This window comes from Streptomyces sp. bgisy159 (assembly GCF_057707805.1).
On the sequence record NZ_JBYIQX010000005.1, the window covers coordinates 73578 to 97343 of the forward strand.

The following is a 23766-nucleotide window of genomic DNA, read 5'->3' on the forward strand; positions in this document are numbered from 1 at the left end:
CTCCCCGGCCGTTACGCCCTTCCCGTGGTCACGGCTGGACGGGTTCGGCCGGCGGCGTCACGGACTCGGCCGGCGGCGCCACGGGCTGGGCGGGCGGCAGGACGGCCTCGGACTCCGGCACCCCGGTCTCGGCCGGCGGCAGGACGCCGGACTTGGCGGCCCGGCTGTACCAACGGGCGCTGGACTTCGGGGTGCGCTCAAGGGTCTCGTAGTCCACGTAGACCGCCCCGAAGCGCTTCTCGTAGCCGTACGCCCACTCGAAGTTGTCCATGAGGGACCACAGGAAGTAGCCACGCACGTCGGCGCCGTCGGAGATGGCCCGGCGGACCGCCCCCAGGTGGCCGTGCAGGTACGCGATGCGCTCCGGGTCGTGCACGGCGCCGTCGGGCCCGGGCTTGTCGTCGTAGGCCGCGCCGTTCTCGGTGATGTACAGCGGCAGACCCGGCGCCTCCCGGGTGTAGCGCATGATCAGGTCGTGCAGGCCCGACGGGTCGACGGTCCAGCCCATCGCCGTGCGCTCGCCCGGCGTCTGGTGGAAGGCGACGTCGTCCGCGCCCGGCCAGGGGGAGTGGTCGCTGGCGCCGTGGCCGTCCGCGCGCGGCCCCTCGGGCGCGTTCCGCGCCGCCGAGACCAGCGCCGGCGTGTAGTAGTTGAGGCCGAGCGCGTCCAGCGGCTGGTGGATGGTCTGCACGTCGCCGTCCTGGACGAAGGACCAGTCGGTGACCGACCGCGTCGCCTCCAGCAGGGAAGCCGGGTAGGCGCCGTGCAGGATCGGCCCGTGGAAGACGCCGTTGGCGAGGTCGTCGATGCGGCGGGCGGCGTCGAGGTCGGCCGGGTCCTCGGTGAGCGGCCGTACCACCGAGGAGTTGAGGCTGATGGCCACCTGGTTGCGGGTCGGCATCACCGAGCGCAGCGCCGAGGTGCCCAGCCCGTGGGCGAGGTTGAGGTGGTGCGCGGCGCGCAGCGAGGCGGCCGGCTCGGTGCGGCCGGGCGCGTGCACCCCGGAGCCGTAGCCCAGGAAGGCGCTGCACCACGGCTCGTTGAGGGTGATCCACTGCTCCACCCGGTCGCCGAGCGCCTCGCCGACGATCTGCGCGTACTCGGCGAACCGGTACGCGGTGTCCCGCTCCGGCCAGCCGCCCGCGTCCTCCAGCTCCTGGGGCAGGTCCCAGTGGTAGAGGGTGACGGCCGGCTTGATGCCGTGCGCGAGCAGCTCGTCCACCAGGCGGCGGTAGAAGTCCAGGCCGACCTGGACGGCGGGGCCCCGGCCGGTCGGCTGCACCCGGGACCAGGAGATCGAGAAGCGGTACGCGGACAGGCCCAGGTCCGCCATCAGGGCCACGTCGTCGCGGTAGCGGTGGTAGTGGTCGACAGCGATGTCACCGGTCTCGCCACCGGCCGTCCTGCCCGGGGTGTGGCTGAAGGTGTCCCAGATGGACGGGGTGCGGCCGTCCTCCCGTACCGCCCCCTCGATCTGGTACGCCGATGTCGCGGCGCCCCAGAGGAAGGCGGGAGGAAAGGTCGCCGGGGTCTCCGGCTGTGCGGACTCAGGCATGGAAGCGCTCCCATAGATGGTCGTCGAGACCGACGAAGGAATGAGGGGGGACAGGGGAGTGGCGAAGTGCGAGGAGAAGGCGGTGGGGGTAGGAAGCGGGGCCGAGGCGGCGGTGACCCGGCCCCCGCAAGTGCGGCGCGCGTCAGCCCTTGACCGCGCCCTGCATGATCCCGCCCACGATCTGCTTGCCGAAGATCGCGAAGACCAGCAGCAGCGGAAGCGTGCCGAGCAGCGCGCCCGCCATGATCAGTGACTGGTCGGGCGTGTACCCGCGGCCGAGGCCCGCCACCGCGACCTGCACGGTCGGGTTGCCGGTCTGGGTCAGGACCAGGAACGGCCACAGGAAGTCGTTCCACGTCTGGACGAACATCAGCATGCCCAGCACGGCCATCGCCGGCCGCGCGGCCGGGAACACCACGTGCCACACCACCCGCCAGCTGCTGGCCCCGTCGACCCGGGCCGCCTCGATGATCTCGTCCGGCAGCGCCTGGATCAGGTACTGCCGCATGAAGAACACGCCGAACGCGCTCACCAGCGACGGGAAGATCACCGCCTGCAACTGGTCGGTCCAGTCCAGCTTGGCGACCATCATGTACAGCGGGATCACGCTGAGCTGCGGCGGCACCATCATCGTGCCGATCACCAGCAGCATCAGCGCGTTGCGGCCCTTGAAGCGCAGCTTGGCGAAGGCGAACCCGGCGATGGTCGACAGGAAGACGACGGTCAGCGCGGACACGCCCGCCACGAAGGTGGTGTTGACGAACGCCTCGCCGAGGTTCGCGTCGTTCCACGCCACGTCCAGGTTGTGGAAGAGGTTCGAGCCGAACCACAGCGGCGGCGGGGTCTGGGCCAGCCGGTTGTTGTCGCGCGAGGCGGCGATCGCCGTCCACACCAGCGGGAACAGCGAGACGATCGTGAAGATGATCAGGATGAGGTAGGCGATCGGCCCGGCGTGCATCTGCCCGCCGGCCCGGGCCGACCGGGGCCCGTGCTTCTTGCGCCCGGCGGGGGCGGTCGTGTCGGGTTTCGTCAGGGTCGTCGTCACGGCCGTACTCCTTAACTACTGGCGCGCAGCCGGCGCGAGATGACGTAGTTGACGATCCCGATCACGATGAGGATCAGGAACATCGTCCAGGCGATGGCGGAGGCCCGGCCGAGGTGCTGGTTCACCCAGCCCTGCTCGTACAGGTACAGGCCCAGCGTCTGGAACTGGTGCTCACCGCCGCCGGACGCCCCCTTGTTGGCGTCGAACAGCAGCGGCTCGCCGAAGACCTGGCTCGCGCCGATCGTGGAGACGACCGCGGTGAACAGGATGGTGGGCCGCAGCGAGGGCAGTGTCACGTGCAGGAACTGCTGCCAGCGGCTGGCGCCGTCCAGCGCCGCCGACTCGTACAGGTCCTGCGGGATGGCCTGCATCGCCGCCAGGTAGATCAGCGCGTTGTAGCCGGTCCAGCGCCAGATGATGATCGACGAGACCGCGATCTGCGAGGGCCACTTGTCGCCCTGCCAGTCCACCGGGTCGATCCCGACGGAGTCCAGCACCCAGTTGATCATGCCGTAGTCGCGCCCGAACAGCAGCACGAACACCAGCGAGGCGGCCGCGATGGACGTGGCGTACGGCGCCAGCATCATGACCCGGTAGAACGTCGAGGCGCGCAGCTTGTAGTTGAGGATGTGCGCGATGCCCATCGCCATCAGCAGCTGCGGCACCGTCGAGATGATGCCGATGGTCAGGGTGTTCTTCGCCGCGTTCCAGAAGAAGTCGTCGTCGAAGATGCGCGTGTAGTTGCGCAGCCCCACCCACGACATGTCGGTCGGCGCGGTCAGCTCCACCTGGTGCAGCGACGCCCATCCCGTGTAGATCAGCGGGAACAGGCCGAAGGCGAGGAAGAGCAGGAAGAACGGGGAGACGAAGGCGTACGGGCTCCAGCGCATGTCCCGCTGCCAGCGGCGGGAGAGCCGGGCCCGCCGGCGCGTGTCCGCCTCCGTGGGCGGTGCCCCCGGCCCCGGGCGGGCCGGGGCCGCGCCCCCCTCCACGGGGGGCGCGGCAGTGTGGTGGCGGGTGGCCATACGGGTCACTTGTCCAGGTTGTTGTCGATGGTCTTCGTGGCCGTCTCCCAGGCGTCCGCGGGCGACTTGCCCTTCGTGACCAGGATGACGCCGTTGTCGGTCAGACCCTGCTGGATGATCTGGTCCTTCGGGCCGATCACCTGGACCGGGGCGTCCTTGGCGGCCGCGGCGAAGACGTCACCGATCTGGGCGTCACCGGTCATCTCGTTCTTCGCGCCGGTCACGTCGGGGTTGGTGTACGTGGACGGGGCGCTCGGGAAGCTGCCCTGCACCTTGAACAGCTTGATCTGCTGCTCCGGCGCGGTCAGCCAGGTGATGAACTCCTGGGCTTCCTTCACGTGCTTGCCGCTCTCGGGGACGGTGAGGAAGGAACCGCCCCAGTTGCCGCCCTTGGGCGCGGTGGCCACCTCCCACTTGCCGGCCGCGTCGGGCTGCGACTTGCCCTTGATGGTGCCGAGCATCCACGGCGGGCAGGCGATCGTGGCGAACTTGTTGTTCGCGATCGTCTGGTCCCAGGCCGGCTGGAACTGGGTCTGCGACTGGACCAGCCCCTCCTGGGCTGCCTTCGCGGTCAGGTCGAAGGCGGCCTTCACGGCCGGGTTCGTCTTGTAGATGATGTTGCCGGAGGCGTCGTAGAACTTCTCCTTCTCACTGCTGAGGATCGCGTTCAGCAGACCGCCGGGGGAGTCCATGAAGTAGGTGCCCGCGGGGGCCTTCTTCTTGTACTGCTCGCCGACGCTGACGAACTTGTTCCAGTCGCCCGCCCAGAGCTTGGACACCTCCTCGCGGGAGGTCGGCAGGCCGGCCTTCTCGAAGAGGTCCTTGCGGTAGCACAGGGCCATCGGGCCGATGTCGGTGCCCAAGCCGATGGTCTTGCCGTCCTTGGTCGTGGCCTGCGACCACTTCCAGTCCAGCCAGTTGCTCTTGTTCACGCCCGAAACCTTGGACATGTCGGTGAGCTTGTCCGCCTGGGTGGCGACCACCTCGGCGATGTTGCCGACCTCGACGGCCTGGACGTCCATCAGGCCGCTGTTGGTGGTGAGGTGGTTGAGCAGCGCGGGGTAGTAGTTCTCGTTCCGCTCGATGACGTTCTCGGCGATCTTGATGTCCGGGTGGAGCTTCTCGTACTCGGTGTAGAGTCCGGCCTCCTTGAAGCCCATCGTGCCGAAAAGGCCCAGCGTGATCGTGGTCTTGCCCTTGCCGCCGGACGACGACGAACCGTCGGAGTCGCCGCCGTCGTCGGCACAGCCGGCCAGCAACCCGGCGCCGAGCGACGCGACGGCCGCCAGGACGACCACCCTGCGGGTGATGGGGGTCCCCCCGCTCGAGGGCGTTCGAGAGTGGGGGAGGGTACGTGCTCGCATTGGATCCTCCTGTTGCCCTGACGTGCCGACCCCCCGGCCAACTGCATGGTTGGGCCCGTTAGTTCTCGCTGCGGCTCGGGCGGGGAACGTGCGGGATGTGTATGTGTCAGGTACCGTGGGAGCGCTCCCACAAGTGATGTGTTGAAGAGTCGTCGGTTCGGGCGAGGGTGTCAAGGGTGGAGGCATGGCGAGATGCGTTCAGTTATCGGGCTGTTAACTAACTCCGAGGGAGGTCCGCATTTCGCCCAGTTCACCACAGACTTCCTGGAGGTGTCCCCAGGCGTACCTCCTCGGGGGTGCGGGGATGCGCCACCGCACGGCAGCGGGCGGGGCCGGTCACCTCGACGGCCAGGACTGTTAGATTCCAGGCCAGAGGCAGGACGACGGCGGGAAGGCGGAGCCCATGGCAACCCACGGAGCGCGGGGCCGGAGCGGCGGCCGCCCGACCCTGGAGGAGGTCGCCGCACGCGCCGGCGTCGGCCGGGGCACGGTCTCCCGGGTGATCAACGGTTCGCCGAGGGTCAGTGACGCGACCCGCGCGGCCGTGGAGGCGGCGGTGGCGGAGCTCGGCTACGTCCCGAACACGGCCGCCCGCGCGCTCGCGGCGAACCGCACGGACGCCATCGCGCTGGTGGTGCCGGAGCCGGAGACCCGCTTCTTCGCCGAGCCCTACTTCTCCGACATCCTGCGCGGCGTGGGTGCCGAACTCCAGGACACCGAGATGCAGTTGCTGTTGATCTTCGCCGGCAGCGACCGCGAGCGCCGCCGCCTCGCCCAGTACCTGGCCGCCCACCGGGTGGACGGCGTCCTGCTCGTCTCGGTCCACGCGGACGATCCGCTGCCCGATCTGCTGTCCCAGCTGGAGATCCCGGCGGTGATCAGCGGCCCCCGCTCCGCCGCGGAGACCCTGCCCTCGGTCGACTCGGACAACTACGGCGGCGGCCGTGCGGCGGTGGAGCACCTGCTCGCCCGGGGCCGCACCCGCATCGCCCACATCACCGGCCGCCTCGACGTCTACGGCGCCCAGCGCCGCGTCGAGGGCTACCGCGACGCGCTCTTCGACGCCGGCCGGCCGGTCGACGACACCCTGATCGAGCAGGGTGACTTCTCCGAGGAGGGCGGGCGCCGGGCGATGGCCGCCCTGCTGGACCGCCACCCCGACCTCGACGCGGTCTTCGCCGGCTCCGACGTCACGGCGGCCGGCGCCCGCCAGGCGCTGCGCGAGGCCGGCCGGGTCATCCCCGACGACGTCGCCCTCGTCGGCTACGACGACTCCGCCATCGCCCGCCACATGGAACCGCCCCTGACCAGCGTCCGCCAGCCCATCGAGGACATGGGGCGCCGCATGCTCGACCTCCTCCTCACCGAGATCGCCGACCGCCGCCCGGCGGTGTCGAAGGAGCTGGAGCGGCGCAAGGTGGTGCTGCCGGCGGAGCTGGTGGCGCGGGCGTCTTCGTAGGGCGATCGGCGCGTGGATTCCACGAGCGAGGAGGAAGCCCGCCGTCGACGCGGCGCTGCACGACCACGCCGCACGCTTCGAGCGTCTGGAGGCGTCCGAGAAGTGGGCGGCGCGGGGTGAGCCTGGGTGAGTGCGGCAGCGGCGCACGAGAACCCGAAACGCGCCAGCCGCGCGGCTCGAGTGATCACGTGCCTCCTGGACACCCTGACCTCCACGCTCCGAGGACACTTCCGCCTCCACGACTCACGCCCACCGTCACGAACGGTCGGTACTGCATGACATCTCAGGGGGCTAAGAAGCCAAGCTGACCAGGGCAGACCGTAGGGCAGCTCCACTGGATCAAGATGGTCCGGTGTCGTCTTGGATGCGCGCGTGGAGGTGTTCGTCGTGCCAGCCGTCGGCGTGGAGGAGCGCGCTGCGCATCGTCCCTTCCAAGGGGAACCCGGCTTGGGTGGCAACCTTGCAGGAGGCCGTGTTGGCCACGGAGTGTGTAATGCGCAGGCGATGCAGTCCGAGAGTGTCGAAGGCCCATCGACTGACGGCGAGAGTGGAGTTGACCATGGCTCCGCGTCCACGGCCAGCAGGCAACAGCCAGTAGACGAACTCGCCGCTGCCGTCTCGCAGGTCCAGGTCGGCGAGGCCGATCAATCCGACAGGGATGTCCTCGTTCACGGGAGCGATGGCCCAGAGGGCAGCCTCCTCGTTCTGCCACCGCAGCTTCCAGCGCGCAATCTTCTCCCGGGCTGTCTCGGCGGTCAGCAGACCTGGGCGGTTCCAGTGCTGGATGTCCGGGTCGAGGCACGACTGCACCAGGACCTGTGCGTCGCTCTCCCGCCAGGGGCGCAGATGCATGCCCCCGGAGAGTGCAAGGTCGGGCTGCCGTGTCTGCTTCATTCGGCCAGGCGACACCACAGGGCCTATCGGATTGATCATCAATCCAGCATGCCAAGGGGCGCCGCCCGTTGTCGCGCGCATTGTGACAACGGCTCGAAGCGGGCATCTTCGCCAGCGGTGGCAGACTCCCGGGGCCAGGCAGGTGCCCGAAGCAGTGGTGCAAAGGCGCGCTCTTCGTCGAAATGCTGTCGCGTTCGAAAGCCGTGGTGGAGCTGTCCGAGGAAGCGGTTCAGCTGCCACGCAGCGCAGCCCGGCACCGGCCGCGGTGGGGCTTCAGACAGCGTGAGCGACAGGCACCCGTCTTGTCGCAGATCACCGCGCCTCCCTCCATGCCTGCCGCCACGTCTCGTGCAGCTCCTGCCCAGTGGGGCACGTGTGTCCGGCCCGGCACGTTGCGCATCCGGCGGCGTGCTCCAGGTAGCGGTTGTAAGCGCGGCGGGCGTGCTCGGCGCGCGACTCGGCGGTGCGCTGCGCGGGGTGGCCCGTCACATCCGCAGCCCGCTGGGCCAGCGCATGCTGCCCAGCGGCGACCAGCCGGGCCACGGAGGGCGGTCCACACAGCACACCGGCCGACTCGATCGGGACGGACCAGTACGAGGCACAGGCGGCCAGGTCCGGATCCGTGCGGTCCACCGCGGGAACGCCGAGGTAGCAGTCGTGGCCCAGGACCGCGACCCCCAGCTTCCGCCACCTCGCCGCCGCGTCCGGGTGCGTGCGGGACATGCTGTCGGCGACGAGCGCGTAGTAGACACGGCTGCGCGGGTCACAGACAACGGGACCGCCGTCGAGGGCGTCGGCGAGGAACGCGTCCAGTGCCCGGGACGGCATCTCCGCCTCGCCGGCGGCGGCGATCACAAGGTTCCCGGGCACTCGTACGGCGGACATGATGCCGCCGAGCGCCAGCAGCGCCATTCCCTGCTCGGTCCACTCCTGGCGCGCTCGCTGCCGGCTCCTGGCGGCCGACAACAGCCAGTGCTCTACTGACGGGCGGCGCTCGGCTGCCGTGGGCACGAGTGCCTCGGGTCCCGGTTTCGCGGGCGGCGCAGCCTTGGCCGTCGGCCGGTGTCCGTCATCCGAGCGAGCGTTCTTCACATGGGCGTCCACGCTCGCACCTCCCCTATACGCTCAGTTTCCAAGTGGCTACTTGGACGGTAGAGAGCTGCCCTCGGCGCTTGAACTGACCGCCGGTACAGGTAGATCGACGACCAGCACAGGGGAGTGGTGGTGGCATGCCGTCGAGCACGGGGCCGACCTTGACCGACGCGCAGGGTTTGGCGTCGAAACCGTGCGCCGGAGTCATTTCCGGCTACGTCTTCCGCACCATCCGCGAGCAGCTCGGCCACACACAGGAGACCATCGCCGAACAGCTGAGCGTCTCGCCCGACACGGTCGCGGGGTGGGAGTCGGGCCGCCGTCCGATGACCGCCTTGCCGGTTGGCCGAACGCTGGTGCAGCGACACCGTCTCCTGCGGATCGGCGCCCCACCCGCGCTCTTGCAGATCCTCGACAGGGCAGCGGAGGCGGACGTCCTCATGTCCAGCGCGCTCGACGATCAGATCGACGCCGAGGACAGCCCCCTCGGCGCCTGGGTGATGCAGCGTGACCTCGTAGAAGTCCTCGTCTGGCCGCTCAGCGGCGTCGCCCCGAGGTCCGTACGGAGCCTGCCCGCACCGCCGAGACCGCGCCGGGGTCCGGTGCCGTCCGGGCCGGAGCTTGCCGCGGTTGACCGTCGGCAGTTCTTCACCCACATGCGGACCACCGCGGAGCGGGCCCGCGGCGAGAACCAGTTCCTGCTCCGCCGACAGGCTCTGTACCTGGCGGGCTACGACGACCAAGGGGACACCGGGCAGTGGCTCGCTCACCAGCAGTCCACTGAGCGCCCGGGTGACTGGCTCACGGACTGGCTCAACGCCCGCTCCGTAGCCGCTGTCGCCGCCCGGCAGGGCGACCTCGACCGCATGAACCACTTCATCGACACCACCCTCGTCGACGACGAGCCCGGCGAGGCGGCGAACCTCAACTACTGGGCCTACTGGATCGGCGAGAGTGACCACCTCGAACCGTCCGACGACTTCATCGCTTCCCGCACTCCCGGTCCCTGGCCCGGCACCAGGCTGCTCACCCACCTCACCCGGGGCCTGCTCCCGCAGCACGGGTATCTCGAACTCAACATCCACTCGCTGTGGGCCCTGCTCACCGTCCGGCCGGACCTGCTGCGATCCGGGGCTGCCCACGCCGCTCTCCACGGCCGGCTCCCTTTGCTGTTGGATAGCCGGGAGCTGTCCGCCCGCGCACGCCGCGAGCTGGAGGGCATCAGATACGCGATGCGCCTGGCAGGGGCGTGAGGGGAGAACCAGGTGACGGACGAGCTGGCCGGGGTGGCGCACTTCCTCTACGAGGCAGGCACGCTCAAGCAGTCCCGGCGCACCGGCTGGTGGATGGCCGGCGTGCGGGACCCCGAGAGCGTGGCCGAGCACTCCTGGCGCACCTCACTCATCGCTTCAGTGATCGCCGCGATGGAAGGGGCCGACCCCGCCCGGGCCGCGCTTCTCGCCGTGTGGCACGACTCTCAGGAGTCCCGGACCGGGGACGTGAACCACCTGGGGAAGAGGTATGCCGGTGAGACCGACCCCGAAGCGGTCACTGCCGACCAGGTGGCGGCGATGCCTCCGGTGCTCGCGGCCGCCATCCGGGAGGCGGTGGCAGAGTACGAGGGCCGCCAGTCGCCCGAGGCGATCGCGGCACGGGACGCGGACAAACTGGAATGCATGTTGCAGGGCATCGAGTACAAGGCCCAGGGCTACGAACTCGCGCAGCGGTGGATCGACAACAGTCGCGGCCGGCTGGTCACCAGGAGTGCTCAAGCGCTGGCCGACCAGTTGCTCGGTATGGACCCTCTCGACTGGCTCCGGGCCGTACTCGGTGAGAAGCAGAAGGGCTGACGCCCAAGTGCTGCCCCTTGCGTTGACGCGTACTGCCACGCTCACGGTATGTCACAGATTCGTCACTCGGTGATGGCTCCCCGTCGGGAGCTGACAGATTGACGGAATGCGACTTCTCAGGACTTTCCTGCTGGCAGTGACCCTTGGGCTCGGTGGTGCGGCGTGTGGCGGTTCCGGAGGCGAGGGGGCCGATGATGCCGGCAGCAGCCCGTTGTCCGGCGCGTCGGTGAGCCGGACACCGGGGGCGGCGGCCACGGCGTCGGCTCCCGTGGCGGCGGAACCGTCCGCGGCGAAGTCGAGCGCTCGGGTGTCTCTCTTCCCGGGGCGTCCGGTGAGCCGGACGGACCGCGGTGTGATCGCCACGCGGGAGACCTGGGGCGACGGCTGGCCGTGGAAGACGTCCGACGTGGTGATGGCGTGCAGCGACGCGGTCAACGGTGGCGCCTACCTGAGTGCTGCGGACGGCAGGAACTATCTGCTGACCGGGACCATCGCCCGGCCGGGCTTCATCGTGGGCAATGCGGGCGTCATGCTGTGGGACCTCAAGGACGCGGACGCGTACGGGCGGTGGGTGGAAGCGGGCGAGAAGCTGTGCCCGTTGGCGTGAAAGAGGATGAAATAGTTCGGCCCGCTGACCTGGTCCCAGGTCAGCGGGCCGAACAGTAAGGGTGAGTGACGGGACTCGAACCCGCGGCATCCTGGACCACAACCAGGTGCTCTACCAGCTGAGCTACACCCACCATGACCGGCGGTTGACGTTGTCGTTTCCCCGACCGGCCGAGAAAAAGTGTACAGGGTCCGAAGGGGTGCTCGCGCACGGCTTTTCCTGGGGGCCGTACGCGAGCCCGGCTCATCCGTGCTGAGCAGGCAGGACGTGCTTGGCGGCGATCGCCTTCGCGGTGTCGGAGTCCGGGCCGGGCTGCGGGACGAAGACGGCCTCGCGGTAGTAGCGCAGCTCCGCGATGGACTCGCGGATGTCGGCGAGGGCGCGGTGGTTGCCGTTCTTCTCCGGGCTGTTGAAGTAGGCCCGCGGGTACCAGCGGCGGGCCAGCTCCTTGATGGAGGAGACGTCGACGATCCGGTAGTGCAGGTACTCCTCCACCTTCGGCATGTCCCGGAGCAGGAAGCCGCGGTCGGTGCCGACCGAGTTCCCGCACAGCGGGGCCTTGCCGGGCTCCTTCACGTGCTCCCGTACGTACGCCAGGACCTGCTCCTCGGCGTCCTCCAGGGTGGTGCCGCGGGGCAGCTCGGCGAGCAGGCCGGAGGCGGTGTGCATCTGCCGGACCACCTCCGGCATGGTCTCCAGGGCGGTGTCCGGCGGGCGGATGACGATGTCCACACCGTCACCGAGGATGTTCAGCTCGGAGTCGGTGACAAGGGCGGCCACCTCGATGAGCGCGTCGTCGGACAGCGAGAGGCCGGTCATCTCGCAGTCGATCCACACCATGCGATCGTTCATGCGACCACCCTAAAGCTGAGGTCCGCTTCCCGGGGCCCCGCGGTGCCCCCGGCTTGCCGGGCGGGGACGGGCGGGGCCGGGGGCGACGTCCGCCCCGGCCCCGCCTCACCGTCCTACGCCCCGCTGCGCTGCCCCGGCAGCCCCACTCGGGCGGCGTACGCCTCCCGGGCGTGGTCCGGGGACAGGCCCGCGGCCGAGCCCACGGCGCCCGCGGTGGCGGGGGTGCGCCGGGACTGCAGGGGGAGCGGGCTCTCCGGGTGCAGGGTGGGCGGCCCGCCCATCGCCGACGCCGGTGACCGGTCGGCGGCCGGGGGCGCGGACAGCGGCGGGGGCGACTGGTCGCCCTCGATCCGCTCGCCCTGCGGCCGGCGTGCCCGGTACGCGGCCCGGTAGGCGGCAGGCGACGAGCCGAGCTGCCGGCGGAAGTGGCCGCGCAGGGCCACCGGTGAGCGGAAGCCGCAGCGGCCCGCCACCTCGTCCACCGAGTAGTCGGACGTCTCCAGCAGCCGCTGGGCCTGCAGCACCCGCTGGGTGATCAGCCACTGCAACGGGGCGGACCCCGTCAGCGAGCGGAACCGGCGGTCGAAGGTGCGGCGGCTCATGTAGGCGCGTGCCGCCAGGGTCTCCACGTCGAACTGCTCGTGGAGGTGTTCCAGCGCCCAGGCGACGACCTCGGCCAGCGGGTCGGCGCCGATCTCCTCGGGTAAAGACCTGTCGAGGTAGCGCTCCTGGCCGCCCGACCGGCGCGGCGGGACCACCAGACGCCGGGCCAGCGCGCCCGCCGCCTCGTTGCCGTGATCCGTTCGCACAATATGAAGACAGAGATCGATTCCGGCCGCGGTGCCCGCTGAGGTCAGCACGTCCCCGTCGTCGACGAAGAGCTCCCTCGGATCCACGTGGACCGACGGGTAGCGCTTGGCCAGCGTCGGCGCGTACATCCAGTGGGTGGTCGCGGGCCGGCCGTCCAGCAGGCCCGCCGCCGCGAGGACGAAGGCGCCGGTGCACAGGCCGACGATGCGGGCGCCCTCCTCGTGGGCACGGCGCAGCGCGTCGAGCGCCTCCTCCGGTGGCGGGGAGGTTATCGACCGCCAGGCGGGCACGACGACCGTGCCCGCCCGGGATATCGCCTCCAGGCCGTGTGGTGCGGTCAGTTCCAGGCCCCCTGTGGTCCGCAGCGGGCCGTCCTCACCTCCGCACACCAGCAGTCGGTAGCGCGGCACGCCGGCGTCCTGGCGGTCTATTCCGAACACCGACAGCGGAATGGAACTCTCGAAGATGGGACCGCCGCTGAACAGCAGCACCGCGACGATCTCCTTGCGGCGGCGCCCGGAAAGCTTCCGGGTCGCGGCTTCCGGCGCGGCAGTGGAGTCGTGGCTCATCCTGCTAAGCCCCCCTCGGTGGTCGCGGCTCCTCGGTTGTGTCGCTCCTGCACGTTTCCCCTCGGTCCTGCACGAGTCCCCCGCCGTAGACAGTCAAGATCGAATCTACTGTGTCGCGCCCGTGCCGGGGCGACCGGTTCGCCACCCGGCACATTGTCGACATGGCAACTTGGCGTGAAGCATTCGATCACGAAGCGTTGCACTCGTGGGTCGTGCAGGGAAGTGCGCCTTGTGGGTGTGGCCAATCTGCGTAGGGTGCGCAAGGGTCCCGTGACCCTTTCCATGCAGGTCAGGCCGGGTGAGGGGGGTGGTGTGCAGCCGTGATGCACGGGTGCGGGAAGTTGGCTGAAAAGATACGGGCGTGTGCGCGGAAACCGGTCAGCCGACCGGTGTGTTTCCCCCGCCGCGGCGTCCGCCTCGGTGAGCGCCCGTACCCGTGCGGTGACGGCCGCCCCGGTGGTGCGCGCGGGACGGTTGCCGCTCGCCGTGCGGCCGGGCCGCACCCCGTTCCGACTGCCGCAGCAGCCACCGGCACACGGCCGTGACCGCCGCGAGGCCCAGCGCCGTGCCGGCCGTGCCGGCCAGTGAACTGCCGTACCAGAGCAGCACCACCGGGACCAGGACGCAGCTGAAGGCCGCCCAGCGGACGAGGTCGGTCGCCTTCTCGCCGCCGGGGTCTGCCGGGTCGGTCTCGGTGCGGGGCGCTGCGGACATGCGGACTCCTGGGGCGTGCGATCACCCGGTTCAACGCGAGTTCGATCACTCGGTCACTGTGTGGACCGGCCACGGTGGGTGAACGTCGGGCAAACCGCCTGTACGGGGCAGCAACCATTGCGTTACCCGCGCACCCTCGTGCATGCTCCCTGGAACCCCGGGCACGGTGTGCGGGGGCGCCCCCCACCCTGCGTCGCGGGATCTGGGCGAAGGAGGAGTGCCGCCGTACCCTTGGGGGTATGGGGTTGGGAAGATGATTCCCGGACACGGCTCCGCCGCTCACTGTCGTCCCACCCACGAGGATCTGAACGCCGAGACAATCATGGCCGGTCACGAATTCTTCGAACCCGCGGACCGCAAGCGGCCCGTCGCCGACCCGACGGCGGCCGATCCCCTGGCGGCACAAGAGGCGCGCCCCGCCTGCGATCCCGCTTTCAAGCACGGTGTCGTCGTCGGCTTCGACGGCTCCACCTCCAGTGAGCGCGCCCTCGCGTACGCCGTCGGCATGGCCAACCGGTCCCGGTCGGGCCTGATCATCGTGCACGTGGCCAACCGGCTGCCCACCACGGTGTGGGCCGGTTGCGAGCCGCCCGTCTTCGTGGACGTGCCGGACCACCGCACCGAGGTGCTGGGGCTGGAACTGGCCTGCGCCGACTACCTCGCCGAGGTGCCCTGGATCCTCGTCGAGCGCGGCGGCGACATCTGCCACGAGCTGGAGGAGGTCGGCCGCGAGTACGAGGCCGACGCGATCGTCGTCGGCTCCACGCACGGCCTCGCGGGGCGCATTTTCGGCTCCGTCGCCGGCCGGCTCGCCAAGCGCGCCAAGCGGCCGGTCGTTGTCATTCCGTAACTCACCGTTCTCCCAGGTGAGATGCGCCGTGGGAAGCGGCAACCCCCTTTTGTGACCGGGCACATGACCGGATGAACCTACTCGCCCGTAGAGGTGTTTGTGCCTTTGTGAAGGGCATATATCGGTCACCGCGCAACCCCATTGCATGAAGGGAGCCCGCCGTGGACAACGACGTCTCTGCGGGAAGCACCACCACGATCGCCGGCCGACTCGCGCTCGGCGTCACCCTGTTGGCCTTCGGCATCGGCACCGCCGATGTCATCGACGGCGTGACGGCGGCCGACGCCGTGTCCGTCGCCCACTACGTCGGCGGCGTCGCCCTGTTCGTCGCCGGCCTGTTCGCCTTCCGGGACCGTGACACGGCCACCGGCACGGCCTACTCGGTGCTCGGCGCCTTCTGGTTCACCTGGGCGCTGTCCGCGGGCACCCAGGTCTCCGACAACGCGGCCGGGCTCTTCCTGGTCCTGTTCGCCCTGGTGGCGCTCTCCCTGACCGCCGCGGGCGGCGACCAACTGACGCAGGCCACCTACGGGTTGTTCCTCGTCGCGCTGGTGCTCATGGCCATCGCGCGCTTCGGCGACCTGAACGGGCTCGCCAAGGTGGGCGGTTGGTTCGCGGTCGCCTCCGGGGCGCTCGCCTGGTACGCGGCGACGGCGGCGCTGGCGCACTGGCCGACCGCGCTCCCGCGGCGGGCTGCCGGCCGGGGTGTGACGGCCGCCGGCTGAACGGCAGCCGTCCGCCGGGGACTCGGGCGGCCCCGGCGGACATGAACGGACCCCCACGTGCGGGTGGCGCACGTGGGGGTCCGTCACGTCGTACTGCACCTGCGGGCGGGCGGAGGCGTTCGCGCCGTTCCCCGCGCCCCGGTGCGAGGGCCGCCTACTCGACCGTCACCGACTTGGCGAGGTTGCGGGGCTTGTCGATGTCCCGGCCCAGGGCCTTCGCCGTGTAGTAGGCGAGCAGTTGCAGCGGGATGCCCATGAGGATCGGGTCGAGCTCGTCCTCGTTCTTCGGGACGACGATCGTGCGGTCGGCCTTCTCCTGCGCCTGGTGGGCGACGGCGAGGATCTGGCCCTGGCGGGCCTTGATCTCCTCCAGCGCGGCGCGGTTCTTCTCCAGCAGGTCGTCGTCGGGGACGATGGCGACCGTCGGCAGGGCCGGCTCGATGAGGGCCAGCGGGCCGTGCTTGAGCTCGGAGGCGGGGTAGGCCTCGGCGTGGATGTAGGAGACCTCCTTGAGCTTCAGGGAGGCCTCGCGGGCCACCGGGTAGCCCCGGACGCGGCCGATGAAGAGCATCGAGCGGGCCTCGGCGAACTCCTCGGCGAGCTTCTCCACCTCCGCCTCCTGCGCCATGATCTCGGCGATCTGGCCGGGCAGCTTGCGCAGGCCCTCGATGATCCGCTTGCCGTCGCGGACCGACAGGTCGCGGGTGCGGCCCAGGTGCAGGGCGAGCAGCGCGAAGGCGACGCAGGTGTTGGTGAAGCACTTGGTGGACACCACGCAGACCTCGGGGCCGGCGTGCACGTAGATGCCGCCGTCCGCCTCGCGGGCGATCGCCGAGCCGACGACGTTGACCACGCCGAGCACCCGGGCGCCCTTGCGCTTCAGCTCCTGGACGGCCGCCAGCACGTCGTACGTCTCACCGGACTGGGAGACGGCGATGTACAGGGTGTCGGGGTCGACGACCGCGTTGCGGTAGCGGAACTCGGAGGCCGGCTCGGCGTCGGCGGGGATGCGGGCCAGCTCCTCGATCATCTGGGCGCCGATCATGCCCGCGTGGTACGAGGTGCCGCAGCCCAGGATCTTCACGCGGCGGATCTGGCGCGCCTCGCGGGCGTCCAGGTTGAGGCCGCCCAGGTGCACGGTGGAGAACCGGTCGTCGATGCGGCCGCGCAGCACGCGGTCCACGGCGTCGGCCTGCTCGTGGATCTCCTTGTGCATGTAGGTGTCGTGGCCGCCCATGTCGTAGGAGGCGGCCTCCCACTCGACGGTGGTCGGCTCGGACGTGGTCCGGGTGCCCTCGGTGGTGTACGTGCGGAAGTCGTCGGCCTTGAGGGTGGCCATCTCGCCGTCGTCGAGGGTGACTATCTGGCGGGTGTGGGCGACCAGCGCGGCGATGTCCGAGGCGACGAACATCTCCTTCTCGCCGACGCCGAGGACGACCGGGGAGCCGTTGCGGGCGACGACGATGCGGTCCGGGAAGTCGGCGTGCATCACGGCGATGCCGTAGGTGCCCTCGACCACGTGCAGCGCCTGGCGGACCTTGTCCTCCAGCTTCTCGGCCTGGGACCGGGCGACCAGGTGGGTGAGGACCTCGGTGTCGGTCTCGGAGAGGAACTCGACGCCGTCCGCCTCCAGCTTGCGGCGCAGGTCGGCGGCGTTGTCGATGATGCCGTTGTGGACGACCGCGACCTTGCTGTCGGCCGACATGTGCGGGTGGGCGTTCACGTCGGAGGGGGCGCCGTGGGTGGCCCAGCGGGTGTGGGCGATGCCGGTGGTGCCCTTGAAGCGGGCCGGGACCTTGGCCTCCAGGTCGCGCACGCGGCCCTTGGCCTTCACCATCTTCAGGCCCGCCGACTTCGGGGAGCTGACGACGATGCCGGCCGAGTCGTAGCCGCGGTACTCCAGGCGCTGCAGGCCCTCCAGCAGCAGCGGGGCGACGTCACGCTTCCCGATGTAACCGACGATTCCGCACATATAGGGACTTCCTAGCCGTAGACGATGCGGCGCAGCTGCCTGAGCGAGAGCTCGGGGGGTGCCACCGCCCGGTATCTGAGGTCCGCCTCGATCCGTTCGAAGATCTCCGCGTTCACCAGGCCCTGGGCCTGGAGCTCGCGGTGGCGGCGACGGACGTATTCCTCGGTCGTCTCGTCGAAGTACGCGAGCACGTCCTGGATCACCCGCAGCGCCTCGCCCCTGTTCAGGGGCGTGGTCCGCGTGAGGTGATCAACAAGTTCGTCGTGCACCCGGTAGATCCTGGGGTAAGCGGACGGCTTTCGCAAGAATCTTGCCCGATTTCGGGCAGAGTGGGTCCGGTGGTGCTACATCCGCTTGAGGACCGCCTGTTTGGCCAGCGTGAACTCCTCCTCCGTCAGCACGCCGGAGCGGTGCAGCTCACCCAGCTCGCGCAGGCGGCGCAGCAGGGCGTCGTGGTCGTCGCCGGAAGGGGCGGCGGCCCGCGGCCCGGGAGCGGCGATCGCCGCCGGCGGCGCGGGCGCCGCGCAGGGGTGGGGCAACCGCGCCTGGACCGCCGCCGCGACCAGGGCCATCAGCGGGTCCTTCTTGAAGCCCCACAGCTCGACGGCGTTCGGGTCGTACTTCGGCGGGGCCTTCGTCGCCGAGCCCCGCACGGTGAAGCGGAGCCAGCCGTTCTCCAGGCCGGCCGACGGATGCCACTCCACGCCCGTGATGTCGGCGAGGGGGATCTCGCGGGCGCCGGCGGACGCCTTGGAGTCCTCCGTCTTCCAGTTCCACTCCAGGCGCACGCGGTCGCCGTCGAAGCTCGCGGTGCCGTCCCCGGCGGAGACGGTCAGCGGCACCGACGGTCCGGGCACCAGGTACCGGCCGACCGGGCCGGATCCCACCTGCTCCAGCAGCAGCGCGTTGCGCACCTCGTCCGCGAAGTACTCGGCGACGCCGTACCACTGCGAGCCCACGGCCAGCTGGTAGGGGTCGTGCGGCTCGGTCAGCCGGCCGCCGGTGGCCGACAGCAGGGGGTCCGCGCCGTCCCGCAGGCGCAGCCTGAGCCGCCCGCCGCGCCGGCCCTGTTCGAACGAGACCGCCGTCAACGCCTCCAGCGGGACGGTCACTTCACCCAGTTCCCGGCGCAGCAGCCCGACGCTCTTGTCGCGTCCCGGCGTCAGCCGCAGCGCGTCACCTTCGAAGACCCAGGTGCCGTCCTTCTGGATGATTTCCGCCATGGAGGGATTGTGGCAAAGGAGCCGCCGCTCCCGCCGACGGGTCAGAGACCGGCGAGGGGATTTGGCAGGGTGCCGATCAGCTGCAGCGCCCCCGACGGGTCCGCCAGGTCCACCATCTGCCGGTTGTCGCGCAGTTGGAGCCGGTTGAGGCAGGACAGCGCGAACTCGGGCGCGAAGATGTCGTACTGGCGGAACTTCTCCGCCAGCTCGGGCGTCGCCTCCTGGTAGGCGCGGGTGACCTCGGCGACCGTGCGCCAGAAGTCGTCCTCGGGCAGGATCTCCTCGGCGGCGAGCTGTGCGGCCAGGAAGCGGAAGAAGCAGTCGAAGACGTCCGTGAAGATCGACAGCAGCTTCTTGTCCTCGGGCACCTCGACGCGGATGCGCGCGACCTCGGGCGGCAGCACCGCGTCCGGGTCCATCACCGCGATCTCCTCGGCGATGTCCTTGTAGACGGCCCGCCGCACGACCCCGTCCTCCAGCACCAGGATCGTGTTCTCGCCGTGCGGCATGAAGACCAGGTCGTAGGCGTAGAACGAGTGCAGCAGCGGGACGTAGTAGGCCCGCAGGTAGGCGCGCAGCCACTCCTGCGGGGCCAGGCCCGAGCGTTCGACCAGGGCGCCCGCAACCGACCGGCCCGCGTGGTCGACGTGGATCAGCGAGGCCATCGTCGCGAGCGACTCGCCGTCCGCCAGGGAGGGCACCGGGCTCTCCCGCCACAGCGCCGCGAGCATCTTGCGGTAGGGCGAGTAGCGGTCCGTGGCCGCCTCGTACTCCAGGTGCCGGTACCCGACGGCGGCCCGCTCCCGGATGACCGACAGGCCGGTGGACCTGAGCACCGGGTCGCCCTCGATCAGGGCGGCCAGCCAGTCGTTGATCGCCGGGGTGGCCTCCATGTAGGCGGCGGACAGGCCGCGCATGAAGCCCATGTTGAGGACGGACAGGGCCGTCTTCACGTAGTGCTTCTCGGGGTGGGAGGTGTTGAAGAAGGTGCGGATGGACTGCTGGGCCAGGTACTCGTCGTCGCCCTCGCCGAGGCAGACCAGGTGCTGCCGGGCGACCTCGGCGGCGAAGGTGACGGTCAGCTTGTTCCACCACTGCCAGGGGTGGACGGGGATGAGGAGGTAGTCGGCCGGGTCGAGACCCCGCTCGCGCAGCCGCCCCGCGAACCGTTCGACGGTGGCCTCGCCCAGCTCCTGCCGGACGAAGGACTCGTACTCGATGCCGGCGCCCGCCGTGAACGCGGCACGCGAGCGGTGCGCGGCCAGCCAGACCAGGCGGACGGGGCTCGCCGTCTCCGGGGCGTACGCCAGGTACTCGTGGACGCCGAAGCCCAGCCGGCCGTTGTTGGCGACGAAACAGGGGTGGCCCTCGGTCATGCCGGTCTCGACGGCCTGGAACCCGGCGTCGATCAGCTCGGCCGAGGTGATCTGCGGCTTGGTGAGCTTGTAGCAGGTGCCGGAGAGGGTGGAGGAGATCTCCTCCAGGTAGACGGGCAGGATCTCGTCGCTCAGGCCGAGTGACTTCCTCAGCTCGATGAAGAAGTCCAGCGCGGCGAGCGGCAGTTCGGTGCCGTCGCGGTGGCGGGTGAGGGAGTCCGCGTCGACCTGCCAGTGGTCCAGGGCGCGGCGTACGGCCGTGAAGCGGTACGCGGTCCGCCCGTCGTCGGTGTGGACGACGTACCCGCCGTCCCCGTCGGCCTCGGGGGTGATCAGCCGCTCGTGGGCGAACTCGGCGAGCGCCTTGCGGATCAGCAGCCGGTTGGCCTTCGCCCAGTGCTCCGGGGTGAGGTGGGCGACGGCGCCGGTCGGGGTGGGGTTCACGCGGACACCGCCTCCTCGAACCGCTCACGGGTGCAGAAACTCAGCAGCGCCTTCTTCTCCGGCTTCCGGATCTCCCGCTCGGGCACGAAGCCGACGGCCTCGTTGAGGGCGTGCACGGCCGTGTTGGTGACGTCCGGCTCGACGACGACGCGGCGGACCGCCGGGTCGTCGAAGAGGTGGGTCATCACGGTGGTGATGACGGCCCGGGTGAAGCCGTGCACCGGGGCTTCTGTGGGCGCCACCAGGAAGTGCATGCCGATGTCGCCGGGCTGCGGCTCGTACAGGCCGACCAGCTCCCGGTGGGCGGGGTCGTAGTACTCCATGAGGAAGGCGGGCTCCCCGTCGTGCAGGCCGAGGAGGGCGTGGTGGTGTTCGTCGGCCGCGATCTCCATGTAGGCGCGTTCGACGTCCTCCAGCCGGGCGTCCTGCATCATCCAGAAGGCGGCCTTGGGGTGGGTGACCCAGGAGTGCAGCAGCTCGGCGTCCTTGAGGGGGTCCAGCGGTCGGGTGCTCAGCGTGCCGATGCTCATACGGCGAACTCCTGGAAGGCGATGGTCTTCTCGACCGGGTAGTACTCGCTGCCGAGCAGCTCGCGGATGATGCAGCTGTTGCGGTAGGGGCCCATGCCCAGGTCGGGTGAGGTGACGCTGTGGGTGTGGACGCCGCCGTTCTGCAGGAAGACACCGCGTCCGGTGACGTCGACGGCGTAGTTGCGGGCGATGTCGAAGCGGCCGTGGCCGTCGAAGCGGAGGCGGTCGCGGACCGGGTCGAGGAAGGCCGGCGGGGTGTAGTGGTATCCGGTGGCCATCACCAGGCCCTCGGTGGTGATCTCGAAGTCCTTGCCCTGCTCCTCCTGGCGGAAGCCGAGGGTGTACGTCCCGTCCTCGTGACGGGCGCGGTGCAGGCGGGAGTTGGTGAGCAGGCGGGTGGGCAGCGGGCGGCCGCCGCTCTCGACGTTCTTCTGGTAGAGCAGATCGAAGATCGCGTCGACGAGGTCGGAGTTGATGCCCTTGAACAGGCCCTTCTGCTGCTTCTCCAGCCGGTAGCGGGTCTCCTCGGGCAGCGCGCGGAAGTAGTCGATGTAGTCCGGGGAGGTCATCTCCAGCGTCAGCTTGGTGTATTCGAGCGGGAAGAACCGCGGGGAGCGGGTGACCCAGTTGAGCTGGTAGCCGTGGACGTCGATCTCCGAGAGCAGCTCGTGGTAGATCTCGGCGGCGCTCTGGCCGCTGCCGACGACGGTGATGGACTTCTTGCGCTGGAGCTCGGCCTTGCGGTGCATGTACTCGGCGGTGTGCAGCAGGTCCCCGCCGACGCCGCGGCAGGGCTCGGGGAGGTAGGGCACGGTGCCGGTGCCGAGGACCAGGTGACGGGCGCGGAACTCCTCGCCGGCCGCGCTGCGCACGACGTACAGCTCGGCCCCTTCGTCGTAGCTCACCTCGGTGACCGTCGTGCCGAAGCGGATGCTGGTGAGTTTGGCCGCGGCCCAGCGGCAGTAGTCGTCGTACTCGACGCGCAGCGGGTAGAAGTTCTCGCGGATGTAGAACGAGTACAGCCGGCCCTTCTCCTTCAGGTAGTTGAGGAAGGAGTACGGCGAGGTGGGGTCGGCGAGGGTGACCAGGTCCGACATGAACGGCGTCTGGAGGTGGGCGCCGTCGAGGAACATGCCGGCGTGCCACTCGAAGTCGGGCTTGGACTCCAGGAAGACGCCGTCGAGTCCGGCGACGGGCTCGGTCAGGCAGGCCAGGCCGAGGTTGAAGGGGCCGAGCCCGATGCCCACGAAGTCGTAGGTCTTGGATTCAGCAAGCGCGGTCAAGGGACTCTCCCAGGTACTGCTCGGCGTGGCCGGCGATCAGGTCGAGGACGGCGGTGATGTCGGACAGCGTCGTCTCGGGGTTGAGCAGGGTGAACTTCAGGTAGTGACGGCCGCCGACCTTGGTCCCGGCGACGATCGCGTCCCCGGAGGCGAACAGGGCTTTGCGGGCGTACAGGTTGGCGCGGTCGGTCTCGGCCGGATCGGTGACGGCGGCCGGGACGTACCGGAAGACCAGGGTGGACAGGGAGGGCTCGACCACGACGTCGAAGCGCGGGTCGCGGGCGAGCAGTCGCCACGCCTCGGCGGCCAGGTCGCAGACCTCGTCGAAGAGCCGCCCGACGCCGTCGGCGCCCATCACACGCAGGGTCATCCACAGTTTCAGCGCGTCGAAACGGCGGGTGGTCTGCAGGGACTTGTCGACCTGGTTGGGGATGCGCTCCTGCACCGTGCGGCGCGGGTTCAGGTACTCGGCGTGGTAGGTGGCGTGCCGCAGGGTGGCCGTGTCCCGGACCAGGACGGCGGACGAACTCACCGGCTGGAAGAAGGACTTGTGGTAGTCGACGGTGACGGAGTCGGCGCGCTCGATGCCGTCGGCGCGGTCGCGGTACTTCAGGCTGGCGAGCAGCCCGCAGCCGTAGGCCGCGTCCACGTGCAGCCAGGCGCCGTACTGGGCGCACAGTTCGGCGATCTCGGGCAGCGGGTCGATGGAGCCGAAGTCGGTGGTGCCGGCGGTGGCGACGACGGCCATGGGGACCAGGGCGTCGCGCGCGCAGCGCTCCAGCTCCCGGGCGAGGGCGACGGTCTGCATCCGCTTGTCGTGGTCCACGGGGAGGGTGACCACGGCGTCGGCGCTCAGGCCGAGGAGTTTCGCCGACTTCCTGACGCTGAAGTGGCTCGCCTCGGAGGCGAAGACGCGCAGTCTGGCGAGGTCGCGGGTCTTGGCCTCCTCGCGGGCCAGCAGCAGCGCCTGCAGGTTGGACTGGCTGCCGCCCGAGGTGAACACGCCGTCGGCGGCCGGGCCGAGGCCGATCCGCGCGGCCGTCCAGTCGATGAGCTTGCGCTCGATGAGGGTGCCGCCGGCCGACTGGTCCCAGGTGTCCAGCGAGGAGTTGACGGCGGACAGGACGGCCTCGCCGAGCACGGCCGGGATGACGACCGGGCAGTTGAGGTGGGCGAGGTAGCGCGGGTGGTGGAAGTAGATCGCGTCCCGGAGGTAGACCTCCTCCAGTTCGTCGAGGGCGGCGGCGGTGTCGCGCAGCGGCCGGTCGAGATCGATCGCGTCGATGACCGGGGCGAGGGCGTCGACCGTGACGCCGGTGAACGGACGGTCGGTGGCGGCGAGTTGGGCGGCCACCCGCTCGACGCCTTCGGTCACGGTGCGGCGGTACCGCTCCGCGGTCGTGTCATTGAGCAGGTGCGAGCGCATGGTGGGGGTCCTCCGGGGGTGGGGACGGTCCGCTGCGGACGGACTCGGATGGCGGAGCCTCGGCATCAACTTAGGTTAGCCTAACCTAAGTTGGGTTGGGT

The 23766-nt window shown here is 70.2% G+C and carries 22 protein-coding genes and 1 tRNA gene; 6 read left to right on the top strand and 17 right to left on the bottom strand.

Annotated elements, in window-relative coordinates; all coding sequences use genetic code 11:
• Positions 1 to 28: 28 nt before the first annotated feature.
• The 4 genes from AC3ET3_RS07365 to AC3ET3_RS07380 form a co-directional block, all read right to left on the bottom strand.
• The gene (locus AC3ET3_RS07365) at positions 29 to 1555 is read right to left on the bottom strand and encodes a GH1 family beta-glucosidase (protein WP_432133178.1); all 1527 of its coding nucleotides are present in this window, start codon (positions 1553 to 1555) and stop codon (positions 29 to 31) included.
• A gap of 142 nt (positions 1556 to 1697) precedes the next feature.
• The gene (locus AC3ET3_RS07370; protein WP_432133177.1) at positions 1698 to 2600 is read right to left on the bottom strand and encodes a carbohydrate ABC transporter permease; all 903 of its coding nucleotides are present in this window, start codon (positions 2598 to 2600) and stop codon (positions 1698 to 1700) included.
• An 11-nt stretch (positions 2601 to 2611) separates the two neighbouring features.
• On the bottom strand, positions 2612 to 3625 hold the full coding sequence (locus tag AC3ET3_RS07375) for a carbohydrate ABC transporter permease (protein WP_432133368.1): 1014 nt from the start codon (positions 3623 to 3625) through the stop codon (positions 2612 to 2614).
• A 5-nt stretch (positions 3626 to 3630) separates the two neighbouring features.
• Entirely contained in the window at positions 3631 to 4989 is a 1359-nt protein-coding gene (locus tag AC3ET3_RS07380; protein WP_432133176.1) for an ABC transporter substrate-binding protein, read from the bottom strand.
• Between the two features lie 403 nt (positions 4990 to 5392).
• Here AC3ET3_RS07380 and AC3ET3_RS07385 point away from each other — a divergent pair, with 403 nt between their 5' ends.
• A complete protein-coding gene (locus tag AC3ET3_RS07385) occupies positions 5393 to 6448 on the top strand; it encodes a LacI family DNA-binding transcriptional regulator (protein ID WP_432133175.1) in 1056 nt (351 codons plus the stop codon).
• Between the two features lie 339 nt (positions 6449 to 6787).
• Here AC3ET3_RS07385 and AC3ET3_RS07390 read toward each other — a convergent pair whose 3' ends face one another.
• Positions 6788 to 7342 (bottom strand): GNAT family N-acetyltransferase, encoded by a 555-nt coding sequence (locus AC3ET3_RS07390; RefSeq protein WP_435611848.1) that lies wholly within the window; start codon positions 7340 to 7342, stop codon positions 6788 to 6790.
• A 312-nt stretch (positions 7343 to 7654) separates the two neighbouring features.
• On the bottom strand, positions 7655 to 8353 hold the full coding sequence (locus AC3ET3_RS07395; RefSeq protein WP_435611849.1) for a hypothetical protein: 699 nt from the start codon (positions 8351 to 8353) through the stop codon (positions 7655 to 7657).
• A gap of 218 nt (positions 8354 to 8571) precedes the next feature.
• Between AC3ET3_RS07395 and AC3ET3_RS07400 the strand changes: the two genes are divergently transcribed.
• The 3 genes from AC3ET3_RS07400 (at position 8572) to AC3ET3_RS07410 (ending at position 10891) form a co-directional block, all read left to right on the top strand.
• Positions 8572 to 9687, top strand: coding sequence for a helix-turn-helix domain-containing protein (locus AC3ET3_RS07400; protein WP_435611850.1), 1116 nt, complete (start codon positions 8572 to 8574; stop codon positions 9685 to 9687).
• A 12-nt stretch (positions 9688 to 9699) separates the two neighbouring features.
• On the top strand, positions 9700 to 10284 hold the full coding sequence (locus AC3ET3_RS07405; RefSeq protein WP_435611851.1) for an HD domain-containing protein: 585 nt from the start codon (positions 9700 to 9702) through the stop codon (positions 10282 to 10284).
• Between the two features lie 352 nt (positions 10285 to 10636).
• Positions 10637 to 10891, top strand: a complete 255-nt coding sequence (locus AC3ET3_RS07410; RefSeq protein ID WP_435611852.1) for a hypothetical protein — start codon at positions 10637 to 10639, stop codon at positions 10889 to 10891.
• A 60-nt stretch (positions 10892 to 10951) separates the two neighbouring features.
• Here the strand turns inward: AC3ET3_RS07410 and AC3ET3_RS07415 are convergent.
• From AC3ET3_RS07415 to AC3ET3_RS07430, 4 genes are all read right to left on the bottom strand, one after another.
• Positions 10952 to 11024, bottom strand: a tRNA-His gene (locus AC3ET3_RS07415).
• Between the two features lie 110 nt (positions 11025 to 11134).
• A complete protein-coding gene (orn, locus tag AC3ET3_RS07420) occupies positions 11135 to 11743 on the bottom strand; it encodes an oligoribonuclease (protein ID WP_432133170.1) in 609 nt (202 codons plus the stop codon).
• A 113-nt stretch (positions 11744 to 11856) separates the two neighbouring features.
• A complete protein-coding gene (locus AC3ET3_RS07425; protein ID WP_432133169.1) occupies positions 11857 to 13122 on the bottom strand; it encodes a helix-turn-helix domain-containing protein in 1266 nt (421 codons plus the stop codon).
• 378 nt (positions 13123 to 13500) lie between these two features.
• Positions 13501 to 13836 (bottom strand): hypothetical protein, encoded by a 336-nt coding sequence (locus AC3ET3_RS07430; protein WP_432133168.1) that lies wholly within the window; start codon positions 13834 to 13836, stop codon positions 13501 to 13503.
• 322 nt (positions 13837 to 14158) lie between these two features.
• Between AC3ET3_RS07430 and AC3ET3_RS07435 the strand changes: the two genes are divergently transcribed.
• Both AC3ET3_RS07435 and AC3ET3_RS07440 read left to right on the top strand, forming a co-directional pair.
• On the top strand, positions 14159 to 14686 hold the full coding sequence (locus tag AC3ET3_RS07435) for a universal stress protein (RefSeq protein ID WP_432133167.1): 528 nt from the start codon (positions 14159 to 14161) through the stop codon (positions 14684 to 14686).
• Between the two features lie 161 nt (positions 14687 to 14847).
• On the top strand, positions 14848 to 15411 hold the full coding sequence (locus AC3ET3_RS07440; protein WP_432156665.1) for a GPR1/FUN34/YaaH family transporter: 564 nt from the start codon (positions 14848 to 14850) through the stop codon (positions 15409 to 15411).
• Positions 15412 to 15565: 154 nt separating this feature from the next.
• Here AC3ET3_RS07440 and glmS read toward each other — a convergent pair whose 3' ends face one another.
• The 7 genes from glmS to desA form a co-directional block, all read right to left on the bottom strand.
• Positions 15566 to 17383 carry a glutamine--fructose-6-phosphate transaminase (isomerizing) gene (gene glmS / locus AC3ET3_RS07445; protein WP_432133165.1) on the bottom strand — a complete coding sequence of 606 codons (1818 nt, stop codon included), beginning with the start codon at positions 17381 to 17383 and terminating at the stop codon, positions 15566 to 15568.
• Between the two features lie 11 nt (positions 17384 to 17394).
• Positions 17395 to 17652, bottom strand: coding sequence for a hypothetical protein (locus tag AC3ET3_RS07450; protein WP_432133164.1), 258 nt, complete (start codon positions 17650 to 17652; stop codon positions 17395 to 17397).
• A 75-nt stretch (positions 17653 to 17727) separates the two neighbouring features.
• Complete coding sequence (locus tag AC3ET3_RS07455) at positions 17728 to 18606, bottom strand: DUF4429 domain-containing protein (protein WP_432133163.1); 879 nt, start codon at positions 18604 to 18606, stop codon at positions 17728 to 17730.
• A gap of 41 nt (positions 18607 to 18647) precedes the next feature.
• Entirely contained in the window at positions 18648 to 20426 is a 1779-nt protein-coding gene (locus tag AC3ET3_RS07460) for an IucA/IucC family protein (RefSeq protein ID WP_435611853.1), read from the bottom strand.
• The gene (locus AC3ET3_RS07465; RefSeq protein WP_432133161.1) at positions 20423 to 20956 is read right to left on the bottom strand and encodes a GNAT family N-acetyltransferase; all 534 of its coding nucleotides are present in this window, start codon (positions 20954 to 20956) and stop codon (positions 20423 to 20425) included. Before AC3ET3_RS07465 ends, AC3ET3_RS07460 begins: the two co-directional genes overlap by 4 nt.
• A complete protein-coding gene (locus tag AC3ET3_RS07470; protein WP_432133160.1) occupies positions 20953 to 22239 on the bottom strand; it encodes a lysine N(6)-hydroxylase/L-ornithine N(5)-oxygenase family protein in 1287 nt (428 codons plus the stop codon). The genes AC3ET3_RS07465 and AC3ET3_RS07470 overlap by 4 nt, the downstream gene beginning before the upstream one ends.
• The gene (gene desA / locus AC3ET3_RS07475) at positions 22223 to 23665 is read right to left on the bottom strand and encodes a lysine decarboxylase DesA (protein WP_435611854.1); all 1443 of its coding nucleotides are present in this window, start codon (positions 23663 to 23665) and stop codon (positions 22223 to 22225) included. The genes AC3ET3_RS07470 and desA overlap by 17 nt, the downstream gene beginning before the upstream one ends.
• Positions 23666 to 23766 lie beyond the last annotated feature (101 nt).